Genomic DNA, 3527 nt, shown 5'->3' on the forward strand with positions numbered 1-3527 from the left:
ACTCCGTTTGGCAATGTCGATCCCGACAATGAACATAGTGTTGGCACCTGCCTTTCCTGTTGATGTACAGACAGTTCCTCATGTCCTTATGAGTCATATCCTGCATAGAAATCTGCGGAGAGATCACTCCCGCATCCGGCTCATTCATGAAATCCCATAAGGGAGAGGTCCCATACTGCTGTAAAGCGGACGGTGTCGCAGGGATAAAGCAGGGAACCTCTGTCTGCATGAGGAAATTATATCATTGTCACCGTTGGACGAGGATAGCATACGGTAAATGTGCAAGGAAAACGCATAATTATTGAGAGATTCAACGCATCTTATTTATAGCAGGATAAACGGCTGGCGTCGGAACCGACGCTCTGCCCGGTCACTTCTGCCTGCAGTGCGGGCAGTTGACGGGGGTTTCAACGCAGTCGGTTGTGGCGTCTATTCGGAAGATTTTTTGTGTAATTGGCGTCTGACGTCCGTGAAAAGCCGATGAATACAGACTTTTCGGCGGCGTCTTAGCGAGAAAGAAGGCATTTTATGAGTGATAACAAGGATTGCTTGACCTACCGGCCGGAGCCGGAGACCAAGCCAAAAATAGAGCGGTGGTATCAGGAAGATAACTGCCGCAGCAAGAATGAATTCATCGAAAAGGCGGTGAACTGCTACGCGGATATGCTCGCCGCAGGCGAAAGCACCACGCTGCCCCGTGCGGTGCAATCCGCCATCGACAGTCGGCTGAAACTCTTCGAGGATCGCATCGCGTCGCTGCTCTACAAGCAGGCGGTGGAGATGGACATGGCAATGTCCATCCTCCTGCAAAGCCTCAATGTGAGCGAGGAAGTGCTTCGGCAGGAACGGGCCAAGAGCATCGCCGCCGTCAAGCGCACCAACGGTCAGCTGCGGTTGGAACAGAAGCTCCGTGAGCTGGAGAGCGAATCATGGCAAGGCTGATCGTCAAAAGCCCGTACATCAAGTGCGGCACTGGGCAAAGTGCCGGCGGGTATCTCAAGTACATCGCGACGCGGGAGCGGGTGGAGATCATCCCGGATGACCGTCCGCCCACCAACAAGCAGGAGCAACTCATCGCAAAGCTGGTGAAGGATTTTCCTGACGCCAAAGAGCTGATGGAGTACGAGGACTATCTCTCACACCCGACAAAAGCGACGGCGTCCGCGCTCATCACGCTGGCACTGGAATCGAATTGGGACAGGCTCTCGTCGATGGAGGGCTACGCCAAGTACATCGCCCTGCGGCCGAGAGCGGAGCGGCTGGGGGAACACGGTCTCTTCGGAGATAACGATGCCGTTGACCTCGCCGCTGCCGCGGACGAATTGGATCACTACACCGGCAACGTGTGGACGCACATCATCTCCCTCCACCGGGAGGACGCGGAGCGGTTGGGGTATAACCATGCGGACGCATGGCGCACATTACTGCGTACCCACCGCAATGACATCGCCGCGGCGATGAAGATCCCACTGGAGGACTTTCGCTGGTACGCGGCCTTCCACGATGAGGGCAATCATCCCCACGTCCACATGATGGCGTGGTCGGCAAAGCCGAATCAGGCATATCTGTCTAAAGATGGGATACGGCAAATCAAGTCCACGCTGACCAATCAGATCTTCCGACAGGAGCTGCTGCACGTCTACGAGCAGAAAAGCAAATCGCGAGACGAACTGGTGGCGGAAGCACGGAAAGCCATGCTGGAATTGGCGAAGGCCATGCGGGAGATGACCTGCATCCACCCGGAGGCGGAGCAGATGATCTGGGATCTGTCTCGGCAGCTCGGTCAGGTCGGCGGCAGGAAAACCTATGGCTATCTGCCAAAGCCAATGAAAAAGCTGGTGGATGCGATCGTCGACCAGATGGCGCGGCTGCCCACCGTGGATACGTGCTACCAGACATGGTGGGAGTTGCAATGTCAGGTGGAGGATTACTATTCCGAGGGGAAGAAACGTCTGCGCCCACCGCTGTCTCAGCAAAAGGAGTTCCGCCAGATCAAGAACGCGGTCATCCGTGAGGCGGAGCATATTCGCATGAACAAATTTTCCTTTGAGGATGAGGAAATGCAGGATGACGGCGAACAGATCAGTACCTACGGCATGAGCTATGAATGTCAGGATCTGCAAAGCGTGGCGAACGATGAGAGTTACCCTCTGGAGGAACGGGACAGAGCGGCGGAACAGATGGAACAGCTTGCGGATGCAGGCGATGCACACGCACAGTACATCATCGGCACGGCGTACCGTGATGGTGGACTGTTGATACCGGACACGGTCAAAGCACAGAAACTCTTAGAACGCGCAGCCGAGCAAGACTTGGATGCGGCGCAGTACGCCCTCGGCAAGCTGTATCTCTCCGACGATGCAGACGTGCACGATTCTGCCAAGGGCATCTACTGGCTGAAACGCTCGGCGGACAACGGCAACGATTACGCCGCCTACCGGCTGGGCAAGGAATATCTCAGCGGCAAAAATACGATAAAAGATGCCGAAACAGCAGTGTCATATTTGCGGCAGGCCGCAGATAACGGCAGCGCCTACGCACAGTATCTGTTGGGAAAGCTGACCCTCATGGGCGAGGGTATTTCGAAGGACCCAGACGCTGCCTACGAATGGTTCGCGGCGGCGCGGGATAACGGCCACACTTACGCGGAATTTTTCATGAAGCGCATGGAGCGCGGCGAACAGGAGCCGCCCTCCGTCCTGTTGTCAGCCACCCGGCTGCTCTACCACATGGGCAATATCTTCCGGGACAACGCCCCGGCTCCCGCTGCCAACGGCGTCCAAATCGACCGCAAGCGGCTGGCGCAGATGCGGCAGAAGCGCGTCGCCCTCGGTCACAAGCCGGATGACCATGAGTTGGAACAGCAACAGGGATTTTCAATGAAATTCCATATGTGATGGGGGGGCAAGATGTTCAGTTTTTGCGCCGCAATAGTCAAAGAAACATTTCGAAAAACAGTAGCTTTGTGCGCCGGGTTGTGGTATGTGTTGTGGTTGCCAAAAAGGAGGTGCCGCAATGTATGACTACATGAAAGCCCTGCAAAAGCGTTTCGACCGTCAGGAACACAGTGAATTGGACGAGCAGGTCAAATGCGCCCAAGAGGAACTGCGGCGGAACGTGGACGCCGTGGGGCGAAAGAAGCTGCTGCATCTGTTGGACGCGCAGAACGCATTGCTGGTCGAAGCCAAGCTGATGAGCTTCACGGCGGGCTTCAAGCTGGCGTGGGGCATGGCGAGAGAGCTGGAGGCAGATGGGCTCTATTCCTTCGAGAAAGAGGAAGAAGAGCACATCTGCCATCCGGCGGAACAGGAGGACTAAATGGCGAAAAAACGTGCAAATGGCGAAGGCAACATTCGCAAACGCGCAGACGGGCGTTGGGAGGGGCGCTACACAGCAGGCTACCACCCTGAAACAGGAAAGCGCATCATCAAAAATGTGCTGGGTAAGACACAGGCAGAATGCAAGACGAAGCTAAAGAAAGCCATTGAGGAAAGCAAAGCATTGGACATCAGCCGCGCAAATGAATA

3 protein-coding genes and 1 pseudogene are annotated in these 3527 nt (G+C 55.7%); all 4 read left to right on the forward strand.

Annotated features, from left to right (window positions below; genetic code table 11):
* Window positions 1–528: 528 nt before the first annotated feature.
* On the forward strand, window positions 529–942 hold the full coding sequence (locus H8Z83_RS18770; RefSeq protein WP_187016424.1) for a hypothetical protein: 414 nt from the start codon (window positions 529–531) through the stop codon (window positions 940–942).
* Window positions 930–2897 carry a MobP3 family relaxase gene (gene mobP3 / locus H8Z83_RS18775; protein WP_187016425.1) on the forward strand — a complete coding sequence of 656 codons (1968 nt, stop codon included), beginning with the start codon at window positions 930–932 and terminating at the stop codon, window positions 2895–2897. The genes H8Z83_RS18770 and mobP3 overlap by 13 nt, the downstream gene beginning before the upstream one ends.
* Before the next feature lie 118 nt (window positions 2898–3015).
* Window positions 3016–3318 carry a hypothetical protein gene (locus H8Z83_RS18780; RefSeq protein ID WP_187016426.1) on the forward strand — a complete coding sequence of 101 codons (303 nt, stop codon included), beginning with the start codon at window positions 3016–3018 and terminating at the stop codon, window positions 3316–3318.
* Window positions 3319–3527 (forward strand): annotated as a pseudogene (locus tag H8Z83_RS18785) (tyrosine-type recombinase/integrase); the annotation flags it as partial.

The sequence above is a fragment of the Dysosmobacter segnis genome, assembly GCF_014297285.1.
GTDB classification, from domain to species: Bacteria; Bacillota; Clostridia; order Oscillospirales; family Oscillospiraceae; genus Oscillibacter; species Oscillibacter segnis.

Excerpts from the sequence above, each read along its gene's own strand:
- H8Z83_RS18770 (WP_187016424.1), top strand. The coding sequence starts at position 529 with ATGAGTGATAACAAGGATTGCTTGACCTACCGGCCGGAGCCGGAGACC.
- mobP3 (WP_187016425.1), top strand. The coding sequence starts at position 930 with ATGGCAAGGCTGATCGTCAAAAGCCCGTACATCAAGTGCGGCACTGGG.
- H8Z83_RS18780 (WP_187016426.1), top strand. The coding sequence starts at position 3,016 with ATGTATGACTACATGAAAGCCCTGCAAAAGCGTTTCGACCGTCAGGAA.